We start from the raw sequence: 25,127 nt of genomic DNA on the forward strand, positions 1-25,127 counted from the left end.
CATCCGCGGGCATCCGCCCGATCCACACGAAAGCAGAGCGTCATGAAGCAACGATTCTCCATCCCCGCCCTCGCGGCGGCGGCCGTCCTCCTCCTTGCGGGGTGTACCTCCGCGGGCTCGGGCTCGGGAGGTGACGGCCCCTCCAGCACCCCGGTCAAGGGTGGCACCGTCGACGTCCTCCTGAACGCGGACTTCTCCCACCTCGACCCGGTCCAGGGCTTCGACGGCGGCGTGAACAACTTCTACCGCCTCATCTACCGCACGTTGACGACGCAGTCCACGGGCGAAGGGGCCAAGGGCACCGAGATGGTCCCCGACCTCGCGACCGACCTCGGTACCGTGAGCGACGACGGTCTCCAGTGGACCTTCACGCTGAAGGACGACCTCAAGTTCGAGGACGGCACCCCCATCACGAGCGCCGACGTCAAGTTCGGCGTCGAGCGCTCCTTCGACCCGGCCATCGCCGTCGGTTCGCCCTACGCCCGCCTCACCATCGCCGGCGCGGACACGTACGAGGGTCCGTACATCACCGGTGACCTGCCGTCCATCCAGACGCCGGACGACAAGACCATCGTCTTCACCCTCAAGGAGCCCTTCGCCGACTTCGCGAGCGTCGTGGGGCAGAACAGTTTCGTGCCGTTCCCGGCCGACACCGAGCGGGTGACGACGACGAGCCTCGACAAGATGCCGATCTCCTCCGGCCCGTACAAGGTCGAGAGCTACGAGCGCGGTTCGCAGCTGAAGCTCGTCCGCAACGACGAGTGGGACGCGAAGACGGACGACGTCCGCAAGGCCTACCCCGACGGCTTCGACTTCACCTTCGGGCTCGACGCCTCGACCATCGATGAGCGCATGATCGCCGGCCAGGGTGACGACGCGAACGCGATCGCCGGTTCCGTGCAGGCGGCCTCCATCTCCCGGATCCAGACGCCCGCACTGAAGGCGCGCACCATCTCCGGCCTCCAGGGCTGCACCACGTACATGGGCTTGAACACCACGAAGCCCAACATGGACAACCCGCTCGTCCGCCAGGCCATCGCCTACGCCATCGACCGCGAGTCGGTGAAGGACGCTTCGGGTGGTTCGCAGCTCGCGGACATCGCGACCACCATGCTGCCCCCGACCGTCGCCGGTCAGACCGACTTCGACCTCTACCCGAGCAAGGGCAACGCCGGCGACCCGGAGAAGGCCAAGGAACTCCTCGCCGAGGCCGGCCTCCCCGACGGCTTCTCCTTCACCCTCGACATCCGCAGCCAGCCCAAGATGCAGGCCCAGGCCGAGGCGGTGCAGCAGGCGCTCGCGAAGGCGGGCATCACGGTGAACTTCAACCTCATCGACACCTCGACCTACTACGAGGTCATCGGCACGACGTCGCAGCAGAACGACGCCGCCATCACCGGCTGGTGCCCGGACTGGGCCTCGGGCTCGACCTTCCTGCCGCCGCTGTTCGACGGCTCGCAGATCTTCCCGAAGGGCAACTCGAACATCGCCCAGCTGAACGACCCGGCCGTCAACGAGCGCATCGCCGAGATCCGTGCGATGACCGACACCGACGAGGCGAACGCCGCCTGGGGTGCCCTCGACGAGCAGATCCAGAAGCTCGTCCCGACCGTGCCGCTGCTCTTCGAGAAGACGGTCATGGTCGTCGGCGCCAACGTCGCCGGTGCGTACTCCCACGCCGGCTACTCCGGCGGCATCGACTACGTGTCCGTCGGCCTGTCCTCGGCCGGCAAGTAGTCGGAAGGCCGGTAGCCGCAGATGTCGTCGTCCGTTCCCAGTGAGCTGACCACCGTCGCCGAGGAGGTGGGTGCGCCGGCCGGTGCGCCCACCCCCGCGCGGCGGGTGATCGCCACCCTCCGCAAGAGCCCCCCGGTGCTGCTCAGCGTCACGTTCATCGTGCTCGTCGTGCTGCTCGCGATCCTCGCCCCGCTGATCACCGCGATCAGCGGCTGGGGTCCGTACACCTTCGACAAGTCGGCGGTGGACTCCGACCTCGGCGGCGTGCCGATCGGTGCGCTCGGCGGGATGTCCGGCGAGCACTGGTTCGGGGTGGAACCCGGGAACGGACGCGACATCTTCGCGCGCATCGCCTTCGGTGCGCAGGTGTCGCTGTCGATCGCCGTCTCGGCGACGATCGTCACGACCGTGCTCGGCGTCGTGCTCGGCATGCTCGCCGGCTTCTACGGCGGGTGGGTCGACCAGGTCGTCTCCCGCGTCATGGACTTCCTCATGGCGTTCCCGTCGCTCATCTTCATGATCGCGCTCCTGTCGGCCCTGCCCGCGGGCAACCGGCCGGTCCTCCTGGTCGTGGTGCTGAGCATCTTCGGCTGGCCGTACACGGCCCGCGTGGTGCGCGGCCAGGCGATGTCGCTGCGGACGAGCGAGTTCGTCGAGTCGGCGCGTGCCTCGGGTGCCGGCGGCATCCGCATCGTGTTCCGCGAGATCCTGCCGAACCTCCGTGGCACCATCATCGTCCTGGCCACGCTCGCCGTTCCTGGCTTCATCGGCACGGAGGCCGGACTGTCCTTCCTCGGCGTCGGCGTCACCCCGCCCACACCGAGCTGGGGTCAGATGATCGCCAGCGCGGTCGGGTGGTACGCGGTCGACCCGATGTACTTCCTCATCCCCGGCACCTTCCTGTTCCTCACCGTGCTGTCGTTCACCGTGCTCGGCGACCACCTGCGCAAGGCCCTCGACTCGGGAGACGCCGCCTCATGACCCTCTACCTCCTGCGTCGCATCGCCTCGGCGATCGGCATCCTCCTGCTCATCAGCCTCTTCACGTACATGATCTTCTTCTTGCTTTCGCCGGACCCGGCGGTGCAGATCTGCGGGAAGACCTGCACGCCAGACCGCATCGACCAGATCCGTGCGCAGCTCGGGCTCGACCAGCCGTTCTGGCAGCAGTACCTCGAGTTCCTCCGGGGCCTCGTCATGGGCCGGAGCTACGGCGAAGGGGCGTCGGCGGTCTCCTGCGCGGCACCCTGCCTCGGTTTCAGCTTCCAGACCAACGAGTCGGTCATGGACATGATCGTCGCGCGCTTCCCCGTGACCGTGACCGTAGCCGTCGGCGCCGCGGTGCTCTGGCTGCTCGTCGGCGTCAGCGGCGGCCTGCTCAGCGCGGTCAAGCAGGGCACCGGCTGGGACCGCGGGGCGATGATGGTCGCCCTCGCCGGTATCAGCCTCCCGAACTACTTCCTCGCGCTCCTGCTGCAGTACGTCCTCGTGGTGCAACTGCAGATCCTGCCGTTCCCGCAGGCGGTCCCGTTCGCCGAGGACCCCGTGCGCTGGTTCCAGAACTACCTGATGCCGTGGATCGTGCTCGCCCTCGGCTACGCGTCGATGTACGCGAGGCTGGTCCGCGCCAACGTCATCGACACGCTCGGTGAGAACTTCATGCGGACCGCCCGCGCGAAGGGCCTGCCGGCGCCGCTGATCCTGCGTCGCCACGCCCTGCGACCGGCGCTCACCCCCGTCGTCACCCTGTTCGGCATGGACTTCGCCGGACTCCTCGGCGGCGCGCTCATCACCGAGACGGTCTTCGGCCTGAACGGCGTCGGCAAGTTGGCCGCCGACTCGATCGCCAAGAACGACCAGCCCGTGATCATGGGCGTCACCCTCCTGGCGGCGTTCTTCGTCGTCATCGGCAACGTGGTGGTCGACGTCGTGTACACGGTCCTCGACCCGAGAGTGAGAGTGAAGAGCGCATGAGCCCCACCGTCACCAGGACCATCTCCCTGCCCGTCCCCGGGGCGTCACTGCTCGAGGTCGACGACCTCACGGTCACGTTCCCCACCACGGCCGGCGACGTCGACGTGGTGCGGAAGGCGTCGTTCTCCGTCCAACACGGGCAGACGCTCGGCATCGTGGGCGAGTCCGGCTCCGGCAAGTCGATGACGTCGCTCGCCATCATGGGCCTGCTCCCGAGCGGTGGCCGGACGACCGGCAGCGTCCGGCTGAGCGGACACGAACTCGTCGGACGGAGCGACCGTGAGATGCGTCGCGTCCGCGGCGACCGGATCGCGATGGTCTTCCAGGACCCGCTCTCCTCGCTCAACCCGTACTACACGGTCGGGCTGCAGATCGAGGAGGCGTACCGCGCCCACCGCGGTGGGTCGCGGAAGGCCGCCAGAGCCGTCACGATCGACGCGCTCGAGCGCGTGCGCATCGCCGACGCCGCCAGACGCGTCGACCACTACCCGCACCAGTTCTCCGGCGGCATGCGGCAGCGCATCATGATCGCGATGGCGCTGTGCCTCGAACCCGACCTCCTCATCGCCGACGAGCCGACGACCGCCCTCGACGTCACCGTCCAGGCCCAGATCCTCGAGCTGCTCTCCGAGCTGCAACGGGAGACCGGCGCCGGGATGATCTTCATCACCCACGACCTGGCCGTGGTCAGCCAGGTCGCCGACGACGTGCTCGTCATGCGCGGCGGCGACCCGGTGGAGACGGGCAGTGCGGAGGAGATCTTCTCCCACCCCAGGGAGCCGTACACCCGCGCCCTCCTCGACGCCCTCCCGCGGATCGACGACGCGTTCACCGAACGGCCCGCGAGGACCACCACCACCGGAGAGGCACGAGCATGAACGACACGGGGGTGCTCCTCCGCGCCGAGGGGCTCACGAAGGACTTCACGACGAAGGGCGACGGAGCGATCCGCGCACGGACGACCCGGTTCCGTGCCGTGGACGACGTCGGGTTCTCGGTGCGCGCCGGCGAGACGCTCGGCATCGTCGGCGAGTCGGGCAGCGGCAAGTCCACGACCGCCCGCATGATCGCGAAGCTCATCGAGCCGACCGCCGGCACCATCACCTTCGACGGCGAGGACGTCACCACGGCCAAGGGGCCGGCGCTCGCCGCCTTCCGCACGAAGGTGCAGGTCGTCTTCCAGGACCCGTTCTCCTCGCTGAACCCGCGGCACACCGTCGAACGGATCGTGTCCGCGCCACTCGACTACCAGGGCATCACGCCGAAGCAGGGCAAACGCGCGCTCGTGCGGGACCTCCTCGACCGGGTCGGCCTCAACCCCGACCACCTCCAGCGCTACCCACGGCAGTTCTCCGGCGGGCAGGCCCAGCGCATCGGGATCGCCCGGGCGCTCGCCGTGTCCCCGAAGCTCGTCATCTGCGACGAGGCGGTCTCGGCGCTCGACGTCTCGGTGCAGGCGCGCATCATCGACCTGCTCCGCGACCTGCAGGCCGAACGCGGGCTCAGCTACCTCTTCATCGCCCACGACCTCGCCGTCGTGCGGCAGATCGCCCACGACGTCGCCGTGATGCACCGGGGTCGGGTCGTGGAGCAGGGGAGTCGCGAGGCGATCTTCGACGACCCGCAGGACGAGTACACGAAGACCCTGCTCGCCGCCGTGCCCACGATCGACCCGAGCTGGGAGGCCGCGCGTGCCACCATGCTCGAACAGGAGCGGACGTCCACAGGCGCCGCCGGAAGGACCGACGCATGACCCACCGCACCACCACCTCCCTGCTCCCCGGGATCGCGGTCACCGACCACACCGTGGATGTCCCGCTCGACTGGCGGAACCCGGACGACGGGCGGACCATCTCGCTGTTCGCGCGCGAGCTGGTCGACCCCGTCCGGCGCAAGGAGGAGCTGCCCGTCCTGGTCTTCCTCCAGGGCGGTCCAGGAGGCAAGGGCCCACGACCGGTGTCGCGCGACGGTTGGATCGCGGAGGCGCTCCGCTCCCACCGCGTCCTCCTGCTCGACCAGCGCGGCACCGGCCGAAGCACCAGGATCGACGGTCGGGCCATCGCGGCCATCGGCGACGCGACCGAGCAGGCCGCGTACCTCGAACGCTTCCGGGCGGACTCCATCATCGATGACGCCGAGTACCTGCGCCGCACCGTCTTCGGTGGCCGACGGTGGTCGACGCTCGGGCAGAGCTACGGCGGCTTCCTCACCCTCACCTACCTCTCCCGCGCCCCCGAGGCGTTGGCCGGCTGCTACGTCACCGGCGGCCTCGCGAGTGTCCACCCCTCCGCCGCCGAGGTGTATCGGCGCACCTACCCGCGCACCGAGCGGAAGAACCTGGCGTTCGCCGAGCGCTACCCGCAGGATGTCGACACCGTCTCCCGCATCGCCGACCGACTCGCCGAGGATGAGGTGCTCCTGCCCGACGGCGACCGACTGACCGTCCGCCGCTTCCAGAACCTCGGGATCGACTTCGGGATGAAGCCTGGCTACGAGCGGCTGCACTGGCTCCTCGACGAGGCGTTCGACGCCGGTGACCGCCTGAGCGACACCTTCCTCGCCCAGGTCTGGGGGAGGACCTCCTACGTCGACAACCCGCTCTTCATCGCCCTGCAGGAGAGCATCTACGGCTCGGCGGGCTTCGGAGCCACCGCATGGGCGGCTCAGACCGAACGCGACGCACGGCCCGCCTTCGCAGAGACGGCCAGACCGCTCCGCTTCACCGGCGAGATGGTCTACCCGTGGATGTTCGAGGAGATCCGCGCGCTCCGTCCGTTCCGCGACGCCGTGGAGCTGCTGGCGGCCAAGACGGATTGGGATCCGCTGTACGAACCGGACACGCTGCGTGCGAGCGCGGTACCCGTGGCTGCGGCCGTGTACTACGACGACATGTACGTCGACGCCCAGCTGCAGCTGGAGACGGTCGACGCCGTGGGCGGGGCGACCGCCTGGGTCACGAACGAGTACGAGCACGACGGGATCCAGGACGCCGCGGTCGTGCGGCGCCTGTTCGCGATGGTGGACGAGCGCGGCGGACGTCGCGATGACGAGGAGCACGCATGATCGACCCCGACGACACGACAGCGCAGGTGGCGGGCATCGCCCCGGCGACCGCCGAGGCACCTGCCGCCTCGATGCCGAGGCCCGCGACCCCGGACCCGCGGTTGCCCCGACTGACCGAGGTGCCCGCGTTCCGCGAGTTCCTCGGCACCGGGTGGGGCACGCCTGACCGCACACCCCCGGTGGAGCCGGGGATCGCTGCGGCGGCGTCGGCGCATCGCGAGCGGCTGAGCGCCGCCTTCCCCGGCCGGACCCTCGTGATCGCATCCGGTAGGGCGCCGGTCCGCGCCAACGACTCGAACTACGACTTCCGGCCGAACAGCGACTTCTTCTGGGCAACGGGGTGCTCCGCGGAGGACGCCGTCGTGGTCCTGCGTCCGAGCGGTTCCGGGCACGATGCGACGCTGTACATCCCCGCTCCGGCGCACCCGGGCGAGACGGGCTTCTTCGCCGACGCCAACCACGGTGAGCTGTGGGTCGGCTCCGCCCCTGGACCGTCCGACTGGTCGGCCGTCCTCGACCTGCGGGTCGAGCTGCTGTCGGCGCTCCCGGACGCCCTCCGCGGTGCCGAGCGGCCGCTCCTCGCGGGGAGCCTGACGTCGCGGCACGAGGCGCTCGCGCCGCTGACCCTCTCGCCGGAACTCGGTCGCGTCCTGTCCGAGCTCCGGATGATCAAGGACGAGTGGGAGATCGCCGAGCTCCGCCGGGCCGTGGACGCGACGGTCGGCGGATTCTCCGCGGTGATCCGTGAGCTGCCGACCGCGGTGGCCGGCGGCGGGGAGCGGTGGCTGCAGGGCACCTTCGACCGCCACGCCCGCACGACCGGCAATGGACCCGGGTACTCCACCATCGTCGGCAGCGGCGCCCACGCACCGACCCTGCACTGGGTTCGCTGCGACGGACCCGTGCGCGAGGAGGACGCGATCCTGCTCGACATGGGCGTGGAGACGCGGGCGTTCTACACGGCCGACGTGACCCGCACCTTCCCGGTGTCCGGCACGTTCAGCCCCGAGCAGCGCAGGGTGCACGACCTCGTCGAGGCGTCCCATCGAGCCGGTATGGCGGCGGTGCGGCCAGGGCGTGACTTCACCGACTTCCACCACGCGGCGATGGAGGTCATCGCGCAGGGCCTCCACGACTGGGGGTTGCTCCCGGTGTCCGTCGATGAGGCGCTGAGTGCGACCGGCCAGCAGCATCGCCGGTACCTCGTGTGCGGCATCGGACACCACCTCGGGCTCGACGTGCACGACTGCGCGATGTCCTCCTACGAGGCCTATCAGGGCGGGTCGATGGCGCCCGGCATGGTGCTCACGGTCGAACCGGGCCTGTACTTCCACGCCTTCGACGAGACGGTGCCGCCCGAGCTCCGCGGCATCGGGGTCCGGTTGGAGGACGACCTCCTCGTGACCGCGACCGGCGCCGAGGTGCTCTCGGACGCCCTGCCCATCGACGCGTCGGGCATCGAGGCGTGGATGCGCGCCCACTAATCTGAGGCGACGACGGTGGGAGACGAAGGATGGGAGTCGCGATGAGCATGACGGCGATCCGGCCGGCCGAGCAGCGGTTGAGCCTGCGAGCACAGGTGGAGCGGGCGGTGTCTGCCGCGATCATCTCGGGCGAGCTCGCGCCGGGCACGATGCTCTCGGTGCCGACCCTCGCGGTGCAGTTCAACGTCTCGGCGACGCCCGTGCGCGAGGCCATGCTCGACCTCGAGAAGCGCGACTTCGTGGAGGCCGTGCGCAACAAGGGCTTCCGGGTCACCGTGGTCAGCGAGGCGGCCCTCCGCAACACCGCCGAGATCCGGCAGCTGTTGGAGCCGCCGGCGATGGAGCGGCTCGCCGGGACGTTCGAGCCGACGTCCCTGCCCGAGCTGCGTCGTCAGGCCGACGCCATCGTGGCCGGCGCACGCGACGGCGACCTGACGCGGTACCTGGAGGCCGATCAGGCCTTCCATCTCGCGCTCACGGCCATGCTCGGCAACCCGCTGCTGGTCGAGCTCGTCGAGGACCTCCGCGGGCGCACCCGACTGGTGGGGCTGTCGGCCATGCTCGATTCCCAGCAGCTCGACCGCTCCGCGGCCGAGCACCACGAACTCCTCGACACCCTCGAACGCGGCGACGGCGCGGCAGCCCGCGACCTCATGCACCGCCACATCGGCCACACCACGGGCTGGTGGGCGGGCAAGCCGGAGTCCGACGCCGAGTAGGGCGACGACCCTCTCGCCGTCCGGACGGGTCCGGCTGCATCGCACGCTTGCCCCGCCGATGAATGTGTGACACATTACTGATCAGGCCTTCCCGCATCGATCGAAAGGACCGCCCATGACCCGCATCGTCGTCGTCGGCGCCGGCATCGTCGGTGCGGCCTGCGGGCGGATCCTCGCCCGTCGCGGCGCCGAGGTGGTCGTGCTGGACCGGTCGGCCGCTGCCGGTGGGACGAGCGGTGCCGGCGAGGGGAACCTCCTCGTCTCCGACAAAGGCCCCGGCCCGGAACTCGACCTCGCCAGGTACGCGTCGCGGCTCTGGCCCGTCGTCACCGCGGAGCTCACGGACGAACTCGGACCGACCTTCCCGAGCGTCGAGTTCGAGCGCAAGGGCGGGATCGTCGTCGCCACCACCGAGGCCGGCGCGCAACCACTGCTCGACTTCGCCGCCGCGCAGCGCACCGCCGGGGTCGACGCCAGGCCGCTCAGCGAGGCGGAGCTGCTCGCCGCCGAACCGTCGATCACCCGGGCGTCGACCGCCGCCGTCCACTACCCGGAGGACGCCCAGGTCCAGCCGGTCATCGCGACCGAGGCCCTGCTGGCGTCGGCGCGGCTGGCAGGCGCGGTCGTCCGGACCGGGGTCGCGGTCACGGGTGGCCTCCGGAGTGCGACCGGTCGGCTCACGGGCGTCCGGACCTCCGCCGGCGATGTGTCGGCCGACGTGGTCCTCGTCTGTGCCGGCCCGTGGTCGGCGGAGGTCGGCGCGGTGCTCGGCGCCCCCGTCCCGGTCCGTCCCCGCCGCGGCATGGTCCTCGTCACGACGCGCATGCCGCACCGCGTCCACCACAAGGTCTACGACGGCGACTACTTCGGCGCCACCCAGTCGAGCGACGCGTCGCTCCAGACCTCGAGCGTCGTCGAGTCGACGGCCGCAGGGACCGTCCTCATCGGGTCGAGCCGGCAGCAGATCGGCTTCGACGCCCGGCTCGACGTCGACGTGCTCCGCGAGGTCGCCGCCAAGTCCCTGCGCCTCTTCCCGTTCCTCCGCGACGCCTCGGTGATGCGCAGCTACGGCGGGTTCCGCCCGTACATGCCCGATCACCTCCCGGTCATCGGCCCGGACCACCGCGTCGCCGGCCTCTGGCACGCCACCGGCCACGAGGGCGCCGGCATCGGCCTCGCCCTCGCGACGGCGGAACTCATCGCCGCCCGACTCCTCGGCGGAGCCGCGGCCCTCGACGACACCCCCTTCCAACTCGACCGCCAGGGGCTCGTGGCCCACCTCGGCGTCGACCGAGCGGCGGAGGTCGCCTGATGGTCTCGAGACGACTGCCGGCCACGAGCGACCGCATCGTGCCGGGTACGGAGGACGCGGTGCGGGTCGAGCTCGACGGCACCCCTGTCGACGGCCTCCGGGGCCAGACGATCGCCGGCGTCCTGCTCGGTTCCGGCGTCCTGGCCTGGCGTCGAACGAGCGGTTCCGGGAAGCCCCGCGGCGTGTTCTGCGGCATCGGCGTGTGCTTCGACTGCATCGTCACGGTGAACGGCCAGCGGGACGTGCGGGCCTGCCAGCGTCGGGCGAGCGACGGCGACCGTATCGAGACCCAGCACGACGCCCTGCCCCGCCCCGTGTCCGAGCCCGACCCGCTCGAGGGCCGATCATGAGCGCCCGGCAGCGCGACGTCGTCGTGGTCGGAGCCGGCCCGGCCGGGCTACAGGCCGCCCTCGCTGCCCGAGCGCTGGGTGCGACCGTGACGCTCCTCGACGCCTCCGACGAACTCGGCGGTCAGTACTGGCGGCACCTGCCGGCGAGCCGTCCGTCCGCCGCCGAGGCGTCCCTGCACCACGGCTTCGAGCGCTTCCTCGCCATGCGCGCCGCGCTCGACGCCGATGCGGGCTGCACGGTCGTGACCGAGGCCCAGGTGTGGGCGATCGATGTCGACCGCGACGCCCCCGCCGACGACGCCACGGTGACCGGGCTGCGCCTGCACGTCCTCGTCGGCCCGCCGGACGGCGCCGACCGCACGCCGCTCACCCTCCGGCCGGACGCGCTCGTCCTCGCCACCGGGGCGCACGACCGCACCCTGCCGTTCCCGGGCTGGGACCTCCCCGGCGTGTTCTCGGCAGGTGCCGCCCAGGCCCTCGCGAAGGGCGAGCGCGTAGCCGTCGGTCAGCGGGTCGTCGTCGCGGGTGCCGGACCGTTCCTCCTGCCGGTCGCCGCGTCCCTCACCGCGACCGGATCGCGCGTCCTCGGCGTCTACGAGGCCACGACCCTCGGCGGACTCGCCGCCGGCTGGCTCCCGAAGCCCTGGCAGCTGCTCGGCGTCACCGGGAAGGTCGGCGAGCTCATCGGCTACGTCGGCGGCCACCTCCGGCACCGGATCCCGTACCGCGTCGGTCACGCCGTCGTCGCCGCACACGGCACCGAGCGGGTCGAACGGGTCACCATCGCGGCCGTCGACGCCGACTGGTCGCCGATCCCCGGCACCGAGCGCACCATCGAGGCCGACGCCGTGTGCGTGAGTCACGGCTTCACGCCGCGGCTCGAACTCGCGATCGCCGCCGGCTGCGCCCTCACCCCGACCCGGTTCGTCGAGGTCGACGCCGAGCAGCGGACGAGTGTCCCGACCGTCTTCGCGGCCGGGGAGATCACCGGCATCGGCGGGGTCGACGCGGCGCTCGCGGAAGGCGCCATCGCTGGGCACGCGGCCGCCGGCGGTCTGCCCGGAGCCTCCGGTATCCGCTCGGCTGTGAGCCGTCGCGACACCTTCCTCGCCTTCACCGAACGCCTCGAACGGGCGCACGGCATCCGCGAGGGGTGGAGCGACTGGCTCGAGGACGACACCACCATCTGCCGCTGCGAGGAGGTCGACCACGGTGCCCTCCGCGGCACGGCGACCGCCACCTGCGCGACCGGCCTGCGCTCGCTGAAGCTCAGCACGCGCGCGGGCCTCGGGATCTGCCAGGGCCGGATGTGCGGCCGGACGGTCGAGGAGCTGCTGCACCGCGTCGCCCGTGAGTCCGGCGGCGACGGGCTCATCGACGGCGTCTCGAGCGACCGCCGGCCCATCGCCTCCCCGATCCGCATCGGCGAACTCGCCGCGCACGGGCCGGAATCCGCCCCGCTTGAACCGACGTCGACCCCGTCGACCGAACCCCTCGGCTGACCGACCGGTCGCCGCGTCACACCCTCGGAAAGGAACCACCCATGGCCCAGCAGTTCGACCTCGGCGGCGTCATCGTCGCGACCACCCTCGCGTTCAAGGAGGACGCGTCAGCCCCCGCCGGCCTGGCCGTCGACTACGACCGCTTCGCCGAGCACTGCAACTGGCTCATCGAGAACGGCTGCCGCGGCGTCGGCCCGAACGGCTCCCTCGGCGAGTACTCCTCGCTCACGGACGCGGAGCGTCGCAAGGTGATCCAGGTCGCCGTCGACACCGTCGGTGACCGCGGACTCGTCGTCGCCGGTGTGCACGGCGTGGGCTGGCACCAGGCGCAGCAGTGGGCCGAGTACGCCAAGGAGGACGGCGCCGACGGTGTCCTGCTCCTGCCGCCCACGATCTACCGGGCCAACGACGACGAGGTCATCGAGCACTACAGCCGCGTCAACGAGGTCGGCCTGCCGATCATGGCCTACAACAACCCCATCGACACCAAGGTCGACCTCACGCCCGACCTCCTCGTCGAGCTCGCGAAGCTCGAGCACGTCGTCGCGGTGAAGGAGTTCTCGGCGGACATCCGTCGGGTGCTGGAGATCCAGGACAAGACCGACCTCGACGTCATCGCCGGAGCCGACGACCTCCTCTTCGAGTCTCTCGTCGCCGGTGCCGTCGGCTGGTTCGCCGGGTACCCCAACGCGTTCCCGCGCGAAGCGGTCGAGCTGTACACGCTCGTCACCTCCGGCCGGGTGGACGAGGCCCGCACCCTGTACCGGGAGCTCGTGCCCGTCTTCGGCTGGGACTCGAAGACCGAGTTCGTGCAGGCCATCAAGCTGTCGATCGACATCGCCGGCGAGAGCTACGGTGGACCGACGCGGCCGCCGCGCGGTCCGCTCACCGCGCTGCAGACGGAGCAGGTGACGACGCAGACGCGCCGCGCGCTCGACTACCTCGCCGCCCGCTAACAGCACGCGGAACGCCGAACACCTGGACACCCGAGCACCGAGGAGCACCCGATGAAGTCCTCCCGCATGATCAGTGCGGTCGACTCGCACACCGAGGGCATGCCGACCCGCGTCGTCACCGGCGGGGTCGGCGTGATCCCCGGCGCGACGATGAACGACAAACGGCTGCACTTCATGGAGCACCTGGACGACCTCCGGCTGTTCCTCATGAACGAGCCGCGCGGTCATGCGGCGATGAGCGGTGCGATCCTGCAGCCCTCGACGCGCGCGGACTGCGACTGGGGTGTCGTATACATCGAGGTGTCCGGGTGCCTGCCGATGTGCGGGCACGGCACGATCGGGGTCGCCACGGTCCTCGTCGAGACCGGCATGGTGGAGGTGGTCGAGCCGGTGACGACGATCCGGCTCGACACCCCCGCCGGCCTCGTCATCGCCCGGGTCGACGTGAGCGACGGACACGCCGACCGCGTCACGATCGAGAACGTGCCGAGCTACGTCGAGCGCCTGGACGCCGTCATCGAGGTGCCAGGGCTCGGCACCGTGCCCTACAGCCTCGCCTTCGGGGGCAACTTCTACGCCATGGTCGACCTCGACGCCGTCGGTCTGCCGTTCGGCCGCGACCGGCAGCAGGACATCCTCGACGCCGGCCTGCGGATCATGGCCGCGATCAACGAGCAGGCACCGCCAGTGCACCCGGAGATCGAGGGGCTCGACCATTGCCACCACGTCGAGTTCATCGCGCCGGGCTCCGACGCCGTGCTGTCCCGGCACGCGATGGCGATCTTCCCCGGGTGGTTCGACCGCTCACCGTGTGGCACCGGCACCTCGGCGCGCATGGCCGAACTCTGGGCTCGCGGCGAGCTGCCGCTGCACCAGGACTTCGTCAACGAGTCCTTCATCGGCAGCCGCTTCACCGGCCGCCTCATCGCCGAGACGACGGTCGCGGGCCGACCGGCGGTGATCCCCACCATCTCGGGTCGGGCTTGGGTCACGGGCATCGGCTCGTACCTGCTCGACCCCGCCGACCCGTTCCCGACCGGCTTCCAGTTCTGACCCGCTCCACGATCCCGGAGGATCACATGTCGACCACCCCCACCCCCGCCACCGAGACGACCCCCGACGAGCTCGAGGCCGTGCTGGCTGCCGCTGCGACCGCCGCACCCGCGTGGGCCGCGACGCCCTCCACCACGCGTGCCCGCGCGCTCGTCGCCGTCGCGGACGCGTTGCTCGCGCACGCCGACGAGCTCGTCCCCGTCGGGATGCGGGAGACGGGCCTCGCCGAGGCTCGCCTGCGCGGAGAACTCCTGCGCACCGCCGTGCAGCTGCGCCTCTTCGCCGACACGGTCGTCGACGGTTCGTACCTCGACGTCCGCATCGACGAGGCCGACCCCGACTTCGCCCTCGGCGCGCGTCCCGAGCTGCGGCGCGTCCTCGTGCCGCTCGGTCCGGTGCTGAACTTCGCCGCGAGCAACTTCCCGTTCGCCTTCTCGGTGGCGGGCGGCGACACCGCGGCGATCCTCGCAGCCGGCTGCCCGGTCATCCTCAAGGTCCACGACGGGCACCCCGGGCTCTCGCTCGCGACCGCCGCCGTCGTCGAGGACGCCCTGCGGGCGAGCGGGGCTCCCGAAGGCGTCTTCCAGACCATCGTCGGCCAGGACGCCGGCGTGACGGCTCTGCGCGACGAGCGCGTGCGCGCGGGCTCGTTCACGGGTTCACTCCGCGCCGGCCGCATCCTCGCCGACATCGCGGCTGCTCGGCCGGTCCCGATCCCGTTCTTCGGCGAGCTCGGCAGTGTGAACCCGGTCTTCGTCACCGGGCAAGCTGTGGAGGAGTCGGGCGAGGCGATCGCGACGGGGTTCGTCGGGAGCGTCGCGGGCTCGGCTGGACAGCTCTGCACGAAGCCCGGGTTCGTCTACCTGCCGGAGGCCGCGGGCCTCGACGACACGATCCGGACCGCGGCCGCGGCCGTGCCGGAGCACCGCCTCCTGAACGACCGCATCACCGCCGGATACGCCGAGCGCCGCGACACGATCCTTGGTACCCCCGGCGTCCGCGTCATCGCGGAGGGCTCGCTGCGGATCGACGCCGACGGTGACGGCTGGGCCACGCCGACGATCGTCGCCGTGTCCGTCGACGCCCTGCGGACCGGCCGCGACCGCTTGCTCGACGAGGCGTTCGGGCCGCTGTCGATCCTCGTCGAGGTCCCGGCCGGCGCCCCGCTCGCGCCGCTCGTGGCGGAGTTCTGCGAGGGCAACCTGACCGCGACCCTCCACGCCGGCGCTGAGGAGACGAGCGACGACCTCGTGGAGCTCGTCGGGCAGTTGTCGGCTCACGCCGGTCGGGTGCTCTTCGGCGGGTGGCCGACCGGGGTGGCCGTCACGCCGGCAATGCAGCACGGCGGACCGTGGCCGGCCACGACGAACGACTCCAGCACCTCGGTCGGGACGGCGGCGATCACCCGCTTCCTGCGGCCGGTCGCGTTCCAGAACATGCCGGACCGGTTCCTGCCGGCGGTGTTGCGCAGCGACGCCGTCGGGATCCCGGCGGCCGTGGCGCCCGCCGGCGCATCGAAGCAGTGGGGCGAGGCCGCGACGGCCTGATCCGTGGCGGCGCGGTCGGCCGGGTGATCGGAGCCTGATGGCCCGGCCGCCCGGTCAGCTCCTACGGCTAGATGGCGCCTTCGACCGTGGCACCGACCTCGTCGTCCTCCTCGTCACCGGGGAGCGGCGGGTCGTAGGCCCAGGTGGGGGCGAGCGCCTTGATGCGGGCGCCGCGCCACTGCCACGTCGCCCAGAGCGGGTACCAGTAGAGCGGGGCGATGGCGCCGGTGATCACGAGGCGGTCGCGGTACAGCGTCTTCGTCGGGTCGTGCTTGTCGCGCGAGACGGCCATCTGGTGGTCCCAGCCGGCGAGCTTGCTGAGGGGCCCGGTGATCGGGTCGCCCTGATCGTGGAGGATACGGGTGCCGTCGCGGCGTTCGAGGAACTCCAGGTCGATGATCTGGTCGCCGAGCGGTACGGCGCCGGCGGCCTTCACCCGAACGCGGTGCGCTCCCGGTTCCCAGACGGTCGGGAAGCCGGCGGCGTCCAGCGCCTCGAGCCCCATCATCGGGCTGTACAGCTCCCGGAGGACGGCCGGGGAACGGAGCGCCCGCCAGGCGACGTCGACATCACAGTCCAGGACGAGTTTCAGCATCACGCGCATGCCTCAGTGTCGCATGTGCGGCTCGGCGGCTGCAGGGGGTGCGCCGGTAGGGAAGACTGTGCCTATGGCGATCCGGTACTGGCTGGGCGTGATCCAGCGGGATCACGTCGTCCTCGGGGTCCGGCACGGCTTCCTGCAGATCAACCACGGGCAGCGCGGCGGCCTCGAGCAGATGCGCGAGTCCGACGGGATCGTCTACTACTCGCCGCGGGTCAGCACACCGGACGGCCCGCCGTTGAAGGCGTTCACCGCGATCGGTCGGATCGCCGACGACACCGTGTACCAGGCCGCGGTGCCGCGTCCCGACGGTGCGGATTGGCGTCCGTGGCGTCGGAGCGTCGACTGGTACCCGGACGCCGTGGAGACGCCCATCCGGCCGATGCTGGCGCTGCTCGACTTCACGAGCTTCACCCGTGACTGGGGCATCCAGCTCCGGCGTGGGCTCATCGAGCTCAGCCGCCACGACTTCGAACTCATCCGCACCGAGATGCGCCCACCCCACCCCGACGACCGTCGGTTCCCCACCGCCTCCCGCTGACCCTGCCTCTCCCGGCGCCAGCGCGGTGCGCTGACGTCACCGCGGGTCTGTCGCGTGAGCGCGCCCCTCTGGAGACCCGCGCTCACGTCCGGTGGCCCGCGCTCACGTCAGCGCACCGCGCCGGCGCCCACCCCGGGGAGGTCTTCGGACGCAACACTCGTGGGGCGGATCGGGTCGGCTGGATACGATGAACGGGTGAGTACCGCAGCCGCCACACCGCCGCCCGTCCACCCGCCCTTCGCGCAGACCAAGTACCAGGTCCGGTTCGACTGGGGCGTCGCGGGAGCCGGCCGGGTCGAGACGGCGGACGTCGCGGTCGTGGTCGACGTGCTCCACGCGACCACCTCCCTCGAGCAGCGGGTGAGCGCCGGCGAGACGGTCGCGGCCTCCGCGCTCGACGATCGGGGCGAGACCGCGCAGATCGCCGCGCTCCTCGCCGACACCGGTGCGACGGTCGTCGCAGCGTGCCTCCGCAACCGCTCGGCGGTCGCGGACTGGATCATCGCGAAGCAGGCCGAACTCGGCCGGCGCACGAGCATCGTCGTCATCGCGGTCGGAGAACTCGACGACACGGCCGAGACGCGGTTCGCCGTCGAGGACCTCTTCGGCGCCGGCGCCGTGATCGAGGCGCTCGGGCTCCGCGGCATCGACTTCACCTCGCCGGAAGCTGCTGCTGCTGCCGCCGCCTTCGAGGGCCTGCGCAACGGCGTCGGTCACCTCCTGTCGGCCTCGGCGACGGCCCAGCAGCTCGCCCAGTCCGGCCACCCGCAGCACGTGCAGGCCGCGCGCGAGGTCGACGTGTCAAGCGTCGTCCCGGTCCTGGACGGAGCCGTGTTCCGGGCGTAGTCTCTGGCCATGCGCGCACTCCTCGGAACCACCGTCCTCGCCGAAGCCCCCGAATCGGAGCTCATCAAGATCGAGGGCAACTGGTACTTCCCGCCGTCGAGCCTCAACCGGGAGCGCTTCGTCGAGACCGACACCCAGTACCACTGCCCGTGGAAGGGTGACGCCCAGTACTGGGGCGTCACCGACGGTGGCGAGGTCAAGCCCGATGTCGCCTGGTCGTACCCGACCCCGTATCCGACGGCGTTCGACCGCGTCGGCAAGGACTTCTCAGGCTATGTCGCGTTCGGGAACGAGGTCACGGTCGTCGACTGATGGCCGACTGGGGCGACCGCCCGCAGCCGCCTGAGCGCGGGGGTGAACGCGAGACGATCGAGGGGTTCCTCGATCTCCAGCGCGCCAGCATCGTCTGGAAGGCGCGCGGACTCACCGACGAACTCGCGGCCAAACGACTGCTGCCGAGCATCACGACGGTGTCGGGCGTCATCCGACATCTCGCCGATGTCGAGCGCAGTTGGTTCCGCGAGGACATGGACGGTCAGTCCGACGTCCCTGCGCGGTGGACCGACGACGACCCCGACGGCGAGTGGCGGGTGACGGCCGAGGACAGCCTGGCCGGGATCATCGCGGACTACGAGGCGGCGTGTGCGGAGTCCCGCGAGGTGGCGTCCCGATACGGACTCGACGACGTCTGCCGGGGGAACGACCAACGGTTCACGCTGCGGTGGATCGAACTCCACATGGTCGAGGAGACCGCCAGGCACCTCGGCCACCTCGACGTCCTCCGCGAACTGCTCGACGGCCGCACGGGCGAGTAGCGGCCCGCGGCCGCCGAGCTGCGGCGCGTCAGGCGCTGACGAGCGTCGAGCGATCGCGTCCGCGCGAGATCCGGACGGCCACGGTGACGACGGCGACCACGACCGCGGCGATCGACGCCGCGACGCCCGCCTCGGTCGAAAGCAGTTCACCGGTGAACCGGCCGACGGCCACCCAGGCGAGGCCCCAGCAGAGTGACAGCATCGGCGCGATGCGTCCACGACCGACGACCGCGAGCAGGACCCCGACCGCGCCGGCGACCGCGAGGACGACGATCGCCCAGATTCCGGCGGCGGGCCCGTCAGCACTCCCGATCCCGGATCCGACGAGCGCCGCGGTGAGGTTCGCCGCCGTCGCGACGCACACCCAACCGAGGTAGAGGCCCATCGTGCCGTCGGTGATGATCGCGTCGGCAACGCCGCTCGGCCGGGTGCGGAGCACGATCACGAAGATGCGCGCCAGGACGCCGAGGAGCGCGACGATCACGAACACGCTGAGGATCAGGAGCCCGGCCTGCACGACGAGGATCCACGCGGCGTTCAGCAGCAGGCTCGCCACGACCCAGGAGCCGAGACGACGGTGGCGCGTGCGGGTCGTCTGCGTGGGCAGGAACTGCCAGACCGCGTAGGCGACGAGCCCGAGGTAGATGACGCCCCAGATGGAGAACGCCGGCCCGTCGGGGGCGATCGGGGTCGACGAGGCGCTCAGGGCTCCGTTCGCGGCGTTCTGGATCTGCGTGCCACCGGCAGCTCCCGACCCGAGGTACGAGCCGATGATCGCGAGGACCGCGCTGACGGCGACGGCGCTCTGGCGGAGGCGGTCCGCGGTGGTGGGTCGTTCGGTGCCGGTCATGACGCGTGCCTCCAGAATTGTGCAGCTGGCTGATCAATTCAGCGTACGCCACCTGAGGGTACCTCGATGGGGCTTGCGTCAGGGGCTCAGAGGAGCTTGCGCAGCGTCCGCAGGTTGCGCGTGGTGAGGTGCGGCTTGAACCTGGCCTTGGACGACTCCTTCGCGAACGGGGTGTCGGTGCTCGAGCCCTTCGGAACCTCCCAGTAGAGGACGCCGGCGCCGGGGGAGACCTGGTCGGGCTGGCCGGCCGTCGCGGCGAACGCCAGCAGGGCGTCGAGGGAGGCCTGCTCCGAGGAGAACATGACGTACGGCTGGACCTGCTCGGTCTCCGGCCAGGGATAGGCCGCGACGACGTCGGCGAGCACACGCTGATGGCTGAGGACGATCCAGGCCTCGTAGCCGAAGGCGTCGGCCAGGGCCTGCTCGATGCGGAGTTTGAGCGCGCCGCGGGTGTCGGTCGTCGCGGCGCCGGGTGCGTGCCCAGGGTCGGTGAAGACCACGTTGCCGCTCGCGAGGACGGTGCGCACCTCCGTGCACCCGATCGAGCGGAACACCTCGGCGAGGTCCGTCGAGCGGATCGTGACACCGCCGACGTTCACCCCGCGCAGGAGCGCGATCCAGCGGTCGGTGCGGGCCGCGTCGACCGTCACGACCCGACGGCCGGGTCGTTCGGGGTCGATCCGTCGAACGCGGCCGCGCGACGGCGCATCGCGGGGGTGACCTCGCGGTGCACCCAGCTGAGGAGGAACCGTTCGTCGTACGAGCGCGAGCACTTGCCACAGGAGGTGGCGCGGCTCGGACGCCGGTGCCGGTACAGGACGTGTCCGGACGGGCAGGTGCCCACCCAGGGGGCGAGCTCGTCCGCGGTCTGGCCCTCGTGGAGTCGTGACCCCTCGTAGCCGAGTTCTTCGGCGACCTTGCGCCACTTGGGTCCGTGCCCGGCCCGTGCCCCGGCGAGCGCGTGGGCGACCTCGTGCAGGAGGATCTGGTGGATCTCGTCGTCGTCGTAGCGGGCGGCGAGGTACCGGGAGACGGTGATCCGCTTCGTCGTGAAGTTGCAGAGACCGGCTCGGCGCTTCGCGTTGTCGAATCCGAAGGTCCACACCGCCGGGTCGAGGTGCAGCACGATGAGGGCCTGTGCCCACGCCGTCACCCGACTCAGTTCTGCCATGCCTGGATGGTACCCCCGGCGACCGACACGACCGGGCAGGAACCGGGCCTTCCAACCGCGTGGCGAGAACCGGTCAACGCGGTGGGAGTGGCTCGAGGGGGAGCTTGAGGATCCGGTCGTCGTCGGCACCAGGCGAACCGCGGCCGTCCGTGTTGTTGGTGAGGATCCAGACCGTCCCGGGCGGGCCGGCGACGACGTCGCGGATCCTCCCGAACTCGCCGACGAGGTAGGGGACGGCGTCGACGACGCCGACGAGGGTCGTGCTCCCGGCCGGCACGTGCACGCCGTCGGTGATCCCGTACAGGCGCTCGCCGCGGAGGGACGCCATGAAGATCGTGTCGTCGACGATCACCAGGCCGCTCGGGCTGGCGTCCTCGGTGGCCCACTGCGCGACCGGGTCGATCATGCCGTCCGCTCCGGCGATCCCTTCGGCGATCGGCCAACCGTAGTTGCCGCCGGGCGTGATGCGGTTGAGTTCGTCCCAGGTGTTCTGCCCGAATTCGCTGGCCCAGAGTCCGCCGTCGCGATCCCAGGCGAGACCCTGCGGGTTGCGGTGTCCGACGGAGTAGACGGGTGAGCCGGGGAAGGGGTTGTCCGGCGGTACCTGCCCCTCCGGGGTGAGCCGGAGGATCTTGCCGCCGAGGCTGTCGCCGTCCTGCGCAAGATTCCGGTCGCCGGCGTCACCGGCGGTGGCGTAGAGCATGCCGTCCGGGCCGAACGCGATGCGCCCGCCGTTGTGGTTGCCGGCACGCGGGATGCCCACGAGCACCTCCTCGACCGCGCCGAGGGCGTACGAGCCGGCCTCGCCGGTGAGCGGCATCCGCACGATGCGGTTGTCGGAGGCCGTCGTGAGGTAGGCGTAGACCCAGGTGGTGTCCGCAGTCGACGGTTCCGGGGTGAACACGGCGAGACCGAGCAACCCACCCTCACCGCCGGCGGCGACACCGGGGACGACACCGAGCTGTCGCACGCCTCCGCCACTGACGAGCTCGAGGATGTCGCCTGCATCGCGCTGGCTCACGAGCGTGCTGCCGGAGGCGAGCCTCACCATCGACCAGGGGGCGTCCAGGCCGCCGACGACGGTGGTCGCGGCACCGGTCGGCGCGACGGGCACGACGGGATCCGCTGGTGCTGCCGCCGACTCGCTGGGCACCGGGGAGGGGGAGAGCGCCGCTGTGCCCGGCGATCGGGGGTCGGCCTCCGTGCAGGCCACGAGTGCCAGCGCAGCGGCGATCAGGGTGAAGAGCGCGGCGGGCGCACGCAGGCCCCGACGTGTCGGCGTCTGCGTGGTGGCCATGGTCAGCCCTTCGTCTGGAAGATGCCCTGGGCGGGGTTCGGGGAGGGGACGGCGGTCTCGTCCGTCACGACCTGCGCACCCGCGATGAAGGCCCGCAGTTCAGCACCCGCGACCGCTTTGGCAGGGTGGGGCCCGGCGGCGAGGAGTCGCGGCAGGAAGTCGAGTGAGAGGGCGGTGTTCGAGCCGACGAGGACGACGTTGCCGAACCGCCGTCCCTTGAGGATCTGCGTCTCCGCTAGCGCGGCCACGTGCGCCACCGAGGCCGACAGGGTGGCCGCCTGCCCACGGGCGAACGCCAGGCCACGGCCGTCGGCGACGTTGACGACGATCACGCCGGTCGGCGAGAGCAGCTCGACCGCCGAAGCGTAGAACTCGGTGCTCGTCACGTGCGCCGGCGTGTTCGCACCGCTGAAGATGTCCACGACCACGAGGTCGACCGTGCCGCGGAGGCCCGGGGGCAGCTTCGCGACGATCTCCCGGGCGTCGCCGTAGCGGACCCGGATCTGCGCCCGCTTCGACCAGGGCAGGTGCTCGCGCACCAGGTCGATGAGTTCCCGTTCGAGTTCGACGACCTGCTGCCGCGATCCAGGCCGCGTCGCCTCCACGTAGCGGGGGAGGGTGAGCGCGCCGGCTCCCAGGTGGACGGCCGTGATCGGCTGACCGGGGTCGGCGATCTCGTCGATGATGTGACCGATGCGCTGGACGTACTCGAAGAAGAGCTCGTCGGGCTGGTCGAGGTTGACGTGCGACTGCGGGGTGCCGTCGACCACCAGCTGATAGGTGCCCGGCACGAAGCGGTCTGCCTCGATCCTGGCCAGGTAGCCGCTGACGCCGAGTCGTACCTGTGCCTCGTCCATGCCCCCAGCCTAGACTTCCCGCAACAGCACGAGGCGGAGTGGGAAGGGTGCGGCCGTGGCCCAGGTGGACCTCAACAGCGACCTCGGGGAGGTCTGGCGTGGTACGGCGACGGCCGACGACGAGGCGATGTTCGCCCTGATCACGAGCGCGAACATCGCCTGCGGCTTCCACGCCGGCGACGACCGGTCCATGCGCGACGCCGTCCGCCGCTCGACGCTCCACGGGGTGTCCCTCGGCGCCCATCCCTCCTACCGGGACGAGGCTGGCTTCGGCCGACGCGACCAGGACGTCCCGCCCGAGGCGCTCGAGGCCGAGGTCCTCGAGCAGCTCCGGGCCTTGGGTCGGGCGGTCGACGAGGTCCGCGTGGCCGATGGCGACGGCCCCCGGCTCGCGTACGTGAAACCGCACGGTGCCCTCTACAACCGGATCGTCCACGACCGGGTCCAGGCGTCGGCGGTCGTGCGGGCGGTGCTCGCGGCCTCCGAGGAGCTCGGGCGATCGCTCCCCGTCCTCGGCATGCCCGGTTCCGTCATCGAGGAGGAGGCCCGAGCCGCCGGGCTCCGGTTCGTCGCGGAGGCCTTCGTCGACCGCGGCTACCGCTCGGACGGCTCGCTCGTCCCACGCGATCAGCCGGGGGCCCTGCTGACCGACGAGACGGCGGCCGCCCGCCGTGCCGTCGCCCTCGTCCTGGACCGTCGGATCGCCAGCGTCGACGGCGACGAACTGGAACTCGAAGCCCTCTCGCTCTGCGTGCACGGCGACACCCCGGGAGCCGTGTCGATGGCGGCGGCGGTCAGGGCGGCCCTCGTGGCGGCCGGCGTCGAGCTGGTCGCACCGTGGTGACCGCGAACACCCCGGGCGGTCCCGTCCTCCTGGCGATGGGGGAGGAGGCGGTCCTTCTCGAACTCGGATCGCTCGACGACGTCCTCCTCGTCCACCGGGCGCTCGCCGCGTCTCGCCCGGGCGGTCTCGTCGACCTCGTGCCCGCCGCCCGGACCGTGCTCGCGGTGACGGACGCGCGAGGCCCGGCGCTCGCCGCGGTCGGCGCCTGGTTGCTCGCGACGGCGGAACGGGTGCTGCGGCCGGGCGAGGCAGACCCGATCGGATCCGCAACAGGGGCTTCGGACCGGCCGGAGGTCGTCATCCCGGTCCGCTACGACGGCGCCGACCTCCAGGAGACAGCGGCGCTCCTGGGGACGGACGCCGACGGGCTCGTCGCGAGGCACACCGGTTGCGTCTGGACCGTGGCGTTCAGCGGGTTCGCGCCCGGCTTCGCCTATCTCGTCGGCGGACCGACCTGGCCGTTCGAGGTCCCGCGGCTGAGCGTGCCGCGCACGGCCGTCCCCGCCGGTGCCGTGGCGCTGGCCGGGGCGTTCAGCGGGGTCTACCCGCGGGCCTCACCGGGCGGATGGCGCATCATCGGGAGCACCGACACCGTGCTGTGGGACACCACGGCGGATCCACCGGCCCTGCTCGTCCCCGGGGAACGGGTGCGGTTCGTGCAGGTCCCCGCATGATGGGCGGCACCCTGCTCGTGGAGACCGCCGGGCCGTCCGCCACCGTCCAGGATCTGGGGCGCCCCGGCGCGGCGTCACTCGGGGTCGGTGCGTCCGGCGCGCTCGATCGCGGAGCGCTGCGCCTCGCCAACCGCCTCGTCGGCAACCCGGAGGGCCGTGCGGGGGTGGAGATCGTGCTGGGTCCGTTCGCCGCCGTCCCGGACGTCGACCTGTGGGTCGCGGTGACCGGTGCCTGGGGCCGGATCTCCGTCGACGGTCGACCGGTCGACGGGCATCGCGCCGTCCTCGTGCCGGCTGGTTCCAGGCTCCAGCTCGGCGCCGCGACGCACGGCCTGCGCTACCTCCTCGCCGTCCGAGGCGGCTTCGACGGCCCGCAGCTCCTCGGCTCGCGGTCGACCGACACCCTGGCGGGCCTCGGCCCCGGGCCGGTCGCCACCGGCGACCGCCTCACCGTCCTGCCGACACCGCGCCGCCGCATCCCGGTGCTCGACATCTTCCCCTGGACGCGGCCGCACGCCGGGGAGCGGCTCGTGCGGGTCATGCCGGGACCACGCGCGGACTGGTTCGACGACGACTCCCGTCGGCGGTTCCTCGAGCACCCCTGGACGGTGACGTCCGACGCCGACCGGATCGGGATGCGCCTCGACGGGACGCCGCTCGACCGGCGGGACCCGGGCCTCGAGCTGCCGAGCGAGGGCATGGTCGCGGGAGCCGTGCAGGTGCCGCCGAGCGGTCTGCCGACGATCCTCCTCGCCGACCACCCCGTCACCGGCGGATACCCCGTCATCGCGGTCGTGCGGCCGGCGGGCCGCGACCTCCTCGCGCAGCTGCGGCCCGGCCAGCGGGTGCGGTTCAGTCGGGCCTGACGGGAACAGCGGGGTCCGCCCGGCGGTTATACCGGAAAGTCGAAAACTCGTCAAGGAAACAGTAGACAC

27 protein-coding genes are annotated in these 25,127 nt (G+C 71.6%); 21 read left to right on the forward strand and 6 right to left on the reverse strand.

Going from position 1 to position 25,127, the window contains the following annotated elements:
- Positions 1-42: 42 nt before the first annotated feature.
- The 14 genes from ITJ57_RS05830 (at position 43) to ITJ57_RS05895 (ending at position 15,696) form a co-directional block, all read left to right on the forward strand.
- Complete coding sequence (locus ITJ57_RS05830) at positions 43-1,737, forward strand: ABC transporter substrate-binding protein (protein ID WP_194669261.1); 1,695 nt, start codon at positions 43-45, stop codon at positions 1,735-1,737.
- A 21-nt stretch (positions 1,738-1,758) separates the two neighbouring features.
- Positions 1,759-2,718 (forward strand): ABC transporter permease, encoded by a 960-nt coding sequence (locus tag ITJ57_RS05835; RefSeq protein WP_194669262.1) that lies wholly within the window; start codon positions 1,759-1,761, stop codon positions 2,716-2,718.
- The gene (locus ITJ57_RS05840; RefSeq protein ID WP_056008304.1) at positions 2,715-3,710 is read left to right on the forward strand and encodes an ABC transporter permease; all 996 of its coding nucleotides are present in this window, start codon (positions 2,715-2,717) and stop codon (positions 3,708-3,710) included. The genes ITJ57_RS05835 and ITJ57_RS05840 overlap by 4 nt, the downstream gene beginning before the upstream one ends.
- Complete coding sequence (locus ITJ57_RS05845; protein ID WP_056008302.1) at positions 3,707-4,588, forward strand: ABC transporter ATP-binding protein; 882 nt, start codon at positions 3,707-3,709, stop codon at positions 4,586-4,588. The genes ITJ57_RS05840 and ITJ57_RS05845 overlap by 4 nt, the downstream gene beginning before the upstream one ends.
- The gene (locus ITJ57_RS05850; RefSeq protein ID WP_194669263.1) at positions 4,585-5,463 is read left to right on the forward strand and encodes an ABC transporter ATP-binding protein; all 879 of its coding nucleotides are present in this window, start codon (positions 4,585-4,587) and stop codon (positions 5,461-5,463) included. The genes ITJ57_RS05845 and ITJ57_RS05850 overlap by 4 nt, the downstream gene beginning before the upstream one ends.
- Positions 5,460-6,773: an alpha/beta fold hydrolase gene (locus ITJ57_RS05855; RefSeq protein ID WP_194669264.1), complete on the forward strand. Its 1,314-nt coding sequence runs from the start codon at positions 5,460-5,462 to the stop codon at positions 6,771-6,773. The genes ITJ57_RS05850 and ITJ57_RS05855 overlap by 4 nt, the downstream gene beginning before the upstream one ends.
- Positions 6,770-8,257, forward strand: a complete 1,488-nt coding sequence (locus ITJ57_RS05860) for an aminopeptidase P family protein (protein ID WP_370582221.1) — start codon at positions 6,770-6,772, stop codon at positions 8,255-8,257. Before ITJ57_RS05855 ends, ITJ57_RS05860 begins: the two co-directional genes overlap by 4 nt.
- Positions 8,258-8,298: 41 nt before the next feature.
- Positions 8,299-8,976 carry a GntR family transcriptional regulator gene (locus tag ITJ57_RS05865; RefSeq protein ID WP_194669265.1) on the forward strand — a complete coding sequence of 226 codons (678 nt, stop codon included), beginning with the start codon at positions 8,299-8,301 and terminating at the stop codon, positions 8,974-8,976.
- A 115-nt stretch (positions 8,977-9,091) separates the two neighbouring features.
- Positions 9,092-10,288: an FAD-binding oxidoreductase gene (locus ITJ57_RS05870; protein WP_194669266.1), complete on the forward strand. Its 1,197-nt coding sequence runs from the start codon at positions 9,092-9,094 to the stop codon at positions 10,286-10,288.
- Positions 10,288-10,638 carry a (2Fe-2S)-binding protein gene (locus ITJ57_RS05875; protein WP_194669267.1) on the forward strand — a complete coding sequence of 117 codons (351 nt, stop codon included), beginning with the start codon at positions 10,288-10,290 and terminating at the stop codon, positions 10,636-10,638. Before ITJ57_RS05870 ends, ITJ57_RS05875 begins: the two co-directional genes overlap by 1 nt.
- Complete coding sequence (locus ITJ57_RS05880) at positions 10,635-12,140, forward strand: NAD(P)/FAD-dependent oxidoreductase (protein WP_194669268.1); 1,506 nt, start codon at positions 10,635-10,637, stop codon at positions 12,138-12,140. Before ITJ57_RS05875 ends, ITJ57_RS05880 begins: the two co-directional genes overlap by 4 nt.
- Before the next feature lie 41 nt (positions 12,141-12,181).
- The gene (locus tag ITJ57_RS05885; RefSeq protein WP_194669269.1) at positions 12,182-13,096 is read left to right on the forward strand and encodes a dihydrodipicolinate synthase family protein; all 915 of its coding nucleotides are present in this window, start codon (positions 12,182-12,184) and stop codon (positions 13,094-13,096) included.
- Positions 13,097-13,147: 51 nt separating this feature from the next.
- Positions 13,148-14,149, forward strand: a complete 1,002-nt coding sequence (locus tag ITJ57_RS05890; RefSeq protein WP_194669270.1) for a proline racemase family protein — start codon at positions 13,148-13,150, stop codon at positions 14,147-14,149.
- A 26-nt stretch (positions 14,150-14,175) separates the two neighbouring features.
- Positions 14,176-15,696: an aldehyde dehydrogenase (NADP(+)) gene (locus ITJ57_RS05895; RefSeq protein WP_194669271.1), complete on the forward strand. Its 1,521-nt coding sequence runs from the start codon at positions 14,176-14,178 to the stop codon at positions 15,694-15,696.
- A gap of 67 nt (positions 15,697-15,763) precedes the next feature.
- Here the strand turns inward: ITJ57_RS05895 and ITJ57_RS05900 are convergent, their stop codons facing one another.
- A complete protein-coding gene (locus ITJ57_RS05900; protein ID WP_228506514.1) occupies positions 15,764-16,291 on the reverse strand; it encodes a hypothetical protein in 528 nt (175 codons plus the stop codon).
- Positions 16,292-16,364: 73 nt separating this feature from the next.
- Between ITJ57_RS05900 and ITJ57_RS05905 the strand changes: the two genes are divergently transcribed.
- From ITJ57_RS05905 to ITJ57_RS05920, 4 genes are all read left to right on the forward strand, one after another.
- Positions 16,365-16,838 (forward strand): EVE domain-containing protein, encoded by a 474-nt coding sequence (locus ITJ57_RS05905; protein ID WP_194669273.1) that lies wholly within the window; start codon positions 16,365-16,367, stop codon positions 16,836-16,838.
- Positions 16,839-17,033: 195 nt separating this feature from the next.
- On the forward strand, positions 17,034-17,684 hold the full coding sequence (locus ITJ57_RS05910) for a 2-phosphosulfolactate phosphatase (RefSeq protein WP_194669274.1): 651 nt from the start codon (positions 17,034-17,036) through the stop codon (positions 17,682-17,684).
- Positions 17,685-17,693: 9 nt separating this feature from the next.
- Positions 17,694-17,996, forward strand: coding sequence for a DUF427 domain-containing protein (locus ITJ57_RS05915; protein WP_056008269.1), 303 nt, complete (start codon positions 17,694-17,696; stop codon positions 17,994-17,996).
- Complete coding sequence (locus tag ITJ57_RS05920) at positions 17,996-18,499, forward strand: DinB family protein (protein ID WP_194669275.1); 504 nt, start codon at positions 17,996-17,998, stop codon at positions 18,497-18,499. Before ITJ57_RS05915 ends, ITJ57_RS05920 begins: the two co-directional genes overlap by 1 nt.
- Before the next feature lie 28 nt (positions 18,500-18,527).
- Here ITJ57_RS05920 and ITJ57_RS05925 read toward each other — a convergent pair whose 3' ends face one another.
- The 5 genes from ITJ57_RS05925 to ITJ57_RS05945 all read right to left on the reverse strand — a co-directional run bounded on the left by ITJ57_RS05925 (position 18,528) and on the right by ITJ57_RS05945 (position 22,674).
- The gene (locus ITJ57_RS05925) at positions 18,528-19,349 is read right to left on the reverse strand and encodes a tryptophan-rich sensory protein (protein ID WP_194669276.1); all 822 of its coding nucleotides are present in this window, start codon (positions 19,347-19,349) and stop codon (positions 18,528-18,530) included.
- Between the two features lie 86 nt (positions 19,350-19,435).
- Positions 19,436-19,999, reverse strand: a complete 564-nt coding sequence (locus ITJ57_RS05930) for a DUF1697 domain-containing protein (protein WP_194669277.1) — start codon at positions 19,997-19,999, stop codon at positions 19,436-19,438.
- Complete coding sequence (locus tag ITJ57_RS05935) at positions 19,996-20,520, reverse strand: SprT-like domain-containing protein (RefSeq protein WP_056008258.1); 525 nt, start codon at positions 20,518-20,520, stop codon at positions 19,996-19,998. Before ITJ57_RS05935 ends, ITJ57_RS05930 begins: the two co-directional genes overlap by 4 nt.
- A 73-nt stretch (positions 20,521-20,593) precedes the next feature.
- Positions 20,594-21,817 (reverse strand): sorbosone dehydrogenase family protein, encoded by a 1,224-nt coding sequence (locus ITJ57_RS05940; protein ID WP_194669278.1) that lies wholly within the window; start codon positions 21,815-21,817, stop codon positions 20,594-20,596.
- A gap of 2 nt (positions 21,818-21,819) precedes the next feature.
- Complete coding sequence (locus ITJ57_RS05945) at positions 21,820-22,674, reverse strand: spermidine synthase (RefSeq protein ID WP_194669279.1); 855 nt, start codon at positions 22,672-22,674, stop codon at positions 21,820-21,822.
- 55 nt (positions 22,675-22,729) lie between these two features.
- Between ITJ57_RS05945 and ITJ57_RS05950 the strand changes: the two genes are divergently transcribed.
- From ITJ57_RS05950 to ITJ57_RS05960, 3 genes are read left to right on the forward strand one after another with little or no spacing between them, the layout of a single operon-like run.
- Positions 22,730-23,518 carry a 5-oxoprolinase subunit PxpA gene (locus ITJ57_RS05950; RefSeq protein WP_194669280.1) on the forward strand — a complete coding sequence of 263 codons (789 nt, stop codon included), beginning with the start codon at positions 22,730-22,732 and terminating at the stop codon, positions 23,516-23,518.
- The gene (locus ITJ57_RS05955; protein ID WP_370582224.1) at positions 23,515-24,192 is read left to right on the forward strand and encodes an allophanate hydrolase subunit 1; all 678 of its coding nucleotides are present in this window, start codon (positions 23,515-23,517) and stop codon (positions 24,190-24,192) included. The genes ITJ57_RS05950 and ITJ57_RS05955 overlap by 4 nt, the downstream gene beginning before the upstream one ends.
- A complete protein-coding gene (locus ITJ57_RS05960; RefSeq protein ID WP_228506516.1) occupies positions 24,189-25,058 on the forward strand; it encodes a biotin-dependent carboxyltransferase family protein in 870 nt (289 codons plus the stop codon). Before ITJ57_RS05955 ends, ITJ57_RS05960 begins: the two co-directional genes overlap by 4 nt.
- Positions 25,059-25,127: the final 69 nt, after the last annotated feature.

Origin of the sequence: Plantibacter sp. VKM Ac-2880 (assembly GCF_015351235.1) — a bacterium.
GTDB lineage: Bacteria > Actinomycetota > Actinomycetes > Actinomycetales > Microbacteriaceae > Plantibacter.

What these genes read in the sequence shown, in the direction of transcription:
- ITJ57_RS05830 (WP_194669261.1), top strand. Translation starts at nt 43, where the DNA reads ATGAAGCAACGATTCTCCATCCCCGCCCTCGCGGCGGCGGCCGTCCTC.
- ITJ57_RS05835 (WP_194669262.1), top strand. Translation starts at nt 1,759, where the DNA reads ATGTCGTCGTCCGTTCCCAGTGAGCTGACCACCGTCGCCGAGGAGGTG.
- ITJ57_RS05840 (WP_056008304.1), top strand. Translation starts at nt 2,715, where the DNA reads ATGACCCTCTACCTCCTGCGTCGCATCGCCTCGGCGATCGGCATCCTC.
- ITJ57_RS05845 (WP_056008302.1), top strand. Translation starts at nt 3,707, where the DNA reads ATGAGCCCCACCGTCACCAGGACCATCTCCCTGCCCGTCCCCGGGGCG.
- ITJ57_RS05850 (WP_194669263.1), top strand. Translation starts at nt 4,585, where the DNA reads ATGAACGACACGGGGGTGCTCCTCCGCGCCGAGGGGCTCACGAAGGAC.
- ITJ57_RS05855 (WP_194669264.1), top strand. Translation starts at nt 5,460, where the DNA reads ATGACCCACCGCACCACCACCTCCCTGCTCCCCGGGATCGCGGTCACC.
- ITJ57_RS05860 (WP_370582221.1), top strand. Translation starts at nt 6,770, where the DNA reads ATGATCGACCCCGACGACACGACAGCGCAGGTGGCGGGCATCGCCCCG.
- ITJ57_RS05865 (WP_194669265.1), top strand. Translation starts at nt 8,299, where the DNA reads ATGAGCATGACGGCGATCCGGCCGGCCGAGCAGCGGTTGAGCCTGCGA.
- ITJ57_RS05870 (WP_194669266.1), top strand. Translation starts at nt 9,092, where the DNA reads ATGACCCGCATCGTCGTCGTCGGCGCCGGCATCGTCGGTGCGGCCTGC.
- ITJ57_RS05875 (WP_194669267.1), top strand. Translation starts at nt 10,288, where the DNA reads ATGGTCTCGAGACGACTGCCGGCCACGAGCGACCGCATCGTGCCGGGT.
- ITJ57_RS05880 (WP_194669268.1), top strand. Translation starts at nt 10,635, where the DNA reads ATGAGCGCCCGGCAGCGCGACGTCGTCGTGGTCGGAGCCGGCCCGGCC.
- ITJ57_RS05885 (WP_194669269.1), top strand. Translation starts at nt 12,182, where the DNA reads ATGGCCCAGCAGTTCGACCTCGGCGGCGTCATCGTCGCGACCACCCTC.
- ITJ57_RS05890 (WP_194669270.1), top strand. Translation starts at nt 13,148, where the DNA reads ATGAAGTCCTCCCGCATGATCAGTGCGGTCGACTCGCACACCGAGGGC.
- ITJ57_RS05895 (WP_194669271.1), top strand. Translation starts at nt 14,176, where the DNA reads ATGTCGACCACCCCCACCCCCGCCACCGAGACGACCCCCGACGAGCTC.
- ITJ57_RS05900 (WP_228506514.1), bottom strand. Translation starts at nt 16,291, where the DNA reads ATGCTGAAACTCGTCCTGGACTGTGATGTCGACGTCGCCTGGCGGGCG.
- ITJ57_RS05905 (WP_194669273.1), top strand. Translation starts at nt 16,365, where the DNA reads ATGGCGATCCGGTACTGGCTGGGCGTGATCCAGCGGGATCACGTCGTC.
- ITJ57_RS05915 (WP_056008269.1), top strand. Translation starts at nt 17,694, where the DNA reads ATGCGCGCACTCCTCGGAACCACCGTCCTCGCCGAAGCCCCCGAATCG.
- ITJ57_RS05920 (WP_194669275.1), top strand. Translation starts at nt 17,996, where the DNA reads ATGGCCGACTGGGGCGACCGCCCGCAGCCGCCTGAGCGCGGGGGTGAA.
- ITJ57_RS05925 (WP_194669276.1), bottom strand. Translation starts at nt 19,349, where the DNA reads ATGACCGGCACCGAACGACCCACCACCGCGGACCGCCTCCGCCAGAGC.
- ITJ57_RS05935 (WP_056008258.1), bottom strand. Translation starts at nt 20,520, where the DNA reads ATGGCAGAACTGAGTCGGGTGACGGCGTGGGCACAGGCCCTCATCGTG.
- ITJ57_RS05940 (WP_194669278.1), bottom strand. Translation starts at nt 21,817, where the DNA reads ATGGCCACCACGCAGACGCCGACACGTCGGGGCCTGCGTGCGCCCGCC.
- ITJ57_RS05945 (WP_194669279.1), bottom strand. Translation starts at nt 22,674, where the DNA reads ATGGACGAGGCACAGGTACGACTCGGCGTCAGCGGCTACCTGGCCAGG.
- ITJ57_RS05960 (WP_228506516.1), top strand. Translation starts at nt 24,189, where the DNA reads ATGATGGGCGGCACCCTGCTCGTGGAGACCGCCGGGCCGTCCGCCACC.